This is a genomic window from bacterium (assembly GCA_016873475.1).
Lineage (GTDB): Bacteria > Krumholzibacteriota > Krumholzibacteriia > JACNKJ01 > JACNKJ01 > VGXI01.
The window spans coordinates 1-3,316 of record VGXI01000281.1; the positions used below are offsets into that span (position 1 = coordinate 1).

Annotated in this window: 5 protein-coding genes; 2 read left to right on the plus strand and 3 right to left on the minus strand. The window is 71.0% G+C overall.

Annotated elements, in window-relative coordinates; genetic code table 11:
• Positions 1-48: 48 nt before the first annotated feature.
• Entirely contained in the window at positions 49-330 is a 282-nt protein-coding gene (locus FJ251_14680) for a hypothetical protein (GenBank protein ID MBM4118949.1), read from the minus strand.
• 92 nt (positions 331-422) lie between these two features.
• On the opposite strand from FJ251_14680, the gene FJ251_14685 reads away from it, so the two are divergent.
• Positions 423-614 (plus strand): hypothetical protein, encoded by a 192-nt coding sequence (locus FJ251_14685; protein MBM4118950.1) that lies wholly within the window; start codon positions 423-425, stop codon positions 612-614.
• A gap of 55 nt (positions 615-669) precedes the next feature.
• On the opposite strand, the gene FJ251_14690 is transcribed toward FJ251_14685, so the two are convergent.
• Together FJ251_14690 and FJ251_14695 are read right to left on the minus strand one after the other, a co-directional pair.
• Positions 670-1,518 (minus strand): class I SAM-dependent methyltransferase, encoded by an 849-nt coding sequence (locus FJ251_14690; protein ID MBM4118951.1) that lies wholly within the window; start codon positions 1,516-1,518, stop codon positions 670-672.
• A gap of 9 nt (positions 1,519-1,527) precedes the next feature.
• On the minus strand, positions 1,528-2,787 hold the full coding sequence (locus FJ251_14695) for a pectate lyase precursor (GenBank protein MBM4118952.1): 1,260 nt from the start codon (positions 2,785-2,787) through the stop codon (positions 1,528-1,530).
• 288 nt (positions 2,788-3,075) lie between these two features.
• Here FJ251_14695 and FJ251_14700 point away from each other — a divergent pair.
• A partial coding sequence (locus tag FJ251_14700; protein ID MBM4118953.1) for a hypothetical protein occupies positions 3,076-3,316 on the plus strand: 241 nt, incomplete at its 3' end.

Genomic DNA, 3,316 nt, shown 5'->3' on the forward strand with positions numbered 1-3,316 from the left:
GGGCGGACTCGACGATCGAGCTCTGGAACAAGGGCGAGGACTTCATGGTCACCCTGCGCGGCGAGCGGCTGCCCGACTGCGGCGCCGTCCCCGCCGACCGCTAGGGGAGCCGGCTCGCCGCGCGCCGTGCGGGCGAGGCGCTCCTCGCTCGCGCCGCCGAGGTGGAAGCCGCCGATCACGGCGTGCAGGCGCTCGCCTGCGTGCAGGGCGAGCGCATGGCTCAGCGTGTTGATCAGCCCGGTATGGCCGCAGCCGAGGACGACCACCAGGCCGTGGGCAGTGCGCGCCGATCGACCGCGTTTCGCCGCCGCGGATCGCGTAGCGCGCCATCGCCCCCCGCGGGTGCTGGTTTCACGCGCGGCGCCGCAGGGCGCGAGAGTCGCTTTCCCAATTGCCAGCACGAGGGCGAGCCGGGCTGCGCGGTGCAGGCAGCGATCGCCGCGGGCCGCTTGCAGCCCGAGGCGCTCGCCCACTGGCGCAAGCTGGAGAAGGAAGCGCGGGCCAACGCGCGGCGGCGGGACGTCCGCCTGCGCCGCGAGGAAGAGCGCGCCTGGGGACGCCGCTACGCGCAGGTGGTGAAGAACTATCGGCCGAAACGCCGCGAGGCGCGCTAGCCGTGGAGTGTACACGTGTACAAGACGAGCCGCCCTACCAGGTCGTGATCTGCCGCTACGAGGAGTGCGGCCCTCTCTGCGCCGGCAGGGCGGGCTGAGCAGCGCGCGGCTTGCGGCACTGGACCGAGATCAACTTCGAGGTCGCCTGCGGCGGGTCGGCGCTCAGCCAGTCCGTCGCCCGAATGTCCTCGAAGCCGGCGGCGCGGGCGTAGCCCAGTGCTTGCTCCAGCGTGTACGTGCGCCCCCAGCGCTCGTTGGCCTCGGTTTCCACCAACCGGCCGTCAACGAACTTCTCGACGACGAGCAGCCAGCGCCAGACGTGCGTGACCGGGTCGTGCCGCATCTGCTTGCGCCAGGCGAGGACGGCTCCGTCGGACGCGCAGATCCAGTCGCCCGTCCAGCGGTCGTTGTCCTCGTAGTGGGCGGGTACGAGCTGGAAGTCGTAGAGGAAGTGGCCGCCGAGCTCCAGGTGCGCCATCACGCGCTGGAAGGCGGCCGCGATGTCCCGGTCCTCGGTGAAGAGCCCGAGTCCGCCGGAGTCGAGGATGATCGTGCGGAAGCTGCTCGGCAGCGCGAAGTCCAGCATCGACTGCGCGTGGACCACGGGCTGGAGGCCCTGCGCCGCGCCGGCGGCCAGGCAGCGGGCCGTCATGTCTGGGGAAGTGTCGATCCCGATGACGTCGAGGCCCTGCGCGAGGAGTGGAAGCAGGATCTTGCCCGTGCCGCTGCCCAGCTCCAGCGCCGGCTGCCCGAGCTCCCGAATCTTCGCTGCCAGGTACGCAACTTCCGGGTCCGGATCCGTCGCTGCCGAGACCAGCTCGTACCACTCCGCGTGGAGCTTGCGGTACTCCTTCTGCTCCATCCCATCCCCTCCCCTCCCGTCGCGGGCTGCGCGACGTCGCATTGTCACCGCTCAGGGCAACAGCGCAGCCGCCAGCCCGTTGATGTAGTCCTCGATGGCCGTGTAGCCCGAGGACATGACGGTCGCGTGATCGCTCGGGTCCGCGGGGCTGAGGCCGCGCGCGCTCTCCCAGGCGTCGGCCATCCCGTCCTCGTCGGCGTCGGTGGGCGGCGTGCCGGGCGTGAGCCCTGCCAGCAGATCGGCGGGGATGCGCGCGCCCCACTCGCCCGTGCGCTGCTCGGTCTCCTCGACGACCGTCTGGTCGACGACATCCCGCGGCCAGGCGCCGGCCTCGGCCAGCACCTGCGCATAGGCCTCGGCCGGCGACTGCGTGGTGACCGCGATGTAGTCGGGAGTGGCCGCCGCAAAGTCGAAGTCGCTCCTCGCGCGGTACTCCTCGCCCTTGCCGAGGCCACCGTAGATGTCCAGGTAGACGGCGTCCGTCCAGGGATTGTCGACGATGCCGAGGTAGTCGCCCGGATCGTCGATGAAGTTGTCGGCCAGGTAGTAGGCCAGGCCCTCGCCGGCCGTGTCGTCGAAGACGAAGGGTCGCGCGCTGCCCTCCGGTCCCTGCTTGTAGTAGTTGCCGACGATCCTGAACTGCCCCGCGGGCGGGTTGTGGTGGATGAAGCCGCGGTTGAAGTTGTAGACGACGTTGTTCTTCACCTCGGCCGGCCCCCGCCCGCAGGCTGGATTGCGGTTGCCGTTGTGGGCGAAGAGATTGTGGTGGAGGCTCACGCGCGGCCGATTGACGAGCAGCCCGTAGTTGTGCACGCCCTCCGGGTGGCCTTCGGTCGCCGCCATGCTGAGCGTCGACCACTGCACCGTCGCGTCCCACACGGTGAAGATGCCCATCACTTCGTCCACGCCGAAGGCGGCCGAGACGTGATCGAAGATCACGCGGCCCGTCTCGACGAGCTGCACGCCGTCGTAGGAGCCGCCGCCCTCGCCCGCGAAGGCGGGCCGAATGCGCAGGTGGCGAACGATGACGTTGCTGATCCCTCCGCTGCCGTAGAGCCGACCGCGGATCGTGATGCCGCCGCCGGGCGCGGTCTGGCCCGCGATCGTGACATCGCCGTGGCGGATGCGGATCGGATCGGCTTCGATCACGCCCGATACCGCGAAGACCACGATGCGCGGCTCGTCCTGATCGAGCGCTTCCTGCAGGCTGCCGGGTCCCGAGGCCGCGAGCGTGGTGACCTTGATCACGCGACCGCCGCGACCGCCCGTGGCCTGGGCGCCGAAGCCCTCGGCGCCGGGAAAGGCGAGCACGGGCTGGGGTGTGTCGTCGTCATCGTCATCGGGCGGGCCGACAGGATTGCTTGCCTGCTCGGCGCAGCCGGCGAGCAAGCCGAGCAGCAGGAGCAGCGCAAGCGACGCGCGGAACCAGGCGGCGAGAGCGGTGGCCGAACGCTCGGCAACGGGACGGCATGGCGGCATGGGGGCTCCTCGCGCTTGCTGATGGTGGCGCCCTGCGGCGCGCTGAGGCCAGGATTGCATCGCCCGTGCCGGGTCGTCAAAGGCGTTGTCGAAACGCCGGCCTTGTCGCAGTATCGGCACATGGAAAACGGCACCCAGGCCGCACTTCGCGGACTCTACCGGCAGCGTTTCGGCGCCCTGCCCGAGCGCGTGGCCGTCCTGCACGGCGACGGCTCCGGGCGACGGCTCTGGCGCTTCCACGGCGCGGCGGGCACGGCGATCGGCGTCGCCGGGCCCGATCCGCTCGAGAACCGCGCCTTCCTCTCCTTCTCGCGGACCTTTCGCGAGGCCGGGCTGCCGGTGCCGGCGATCTACGGTGGGG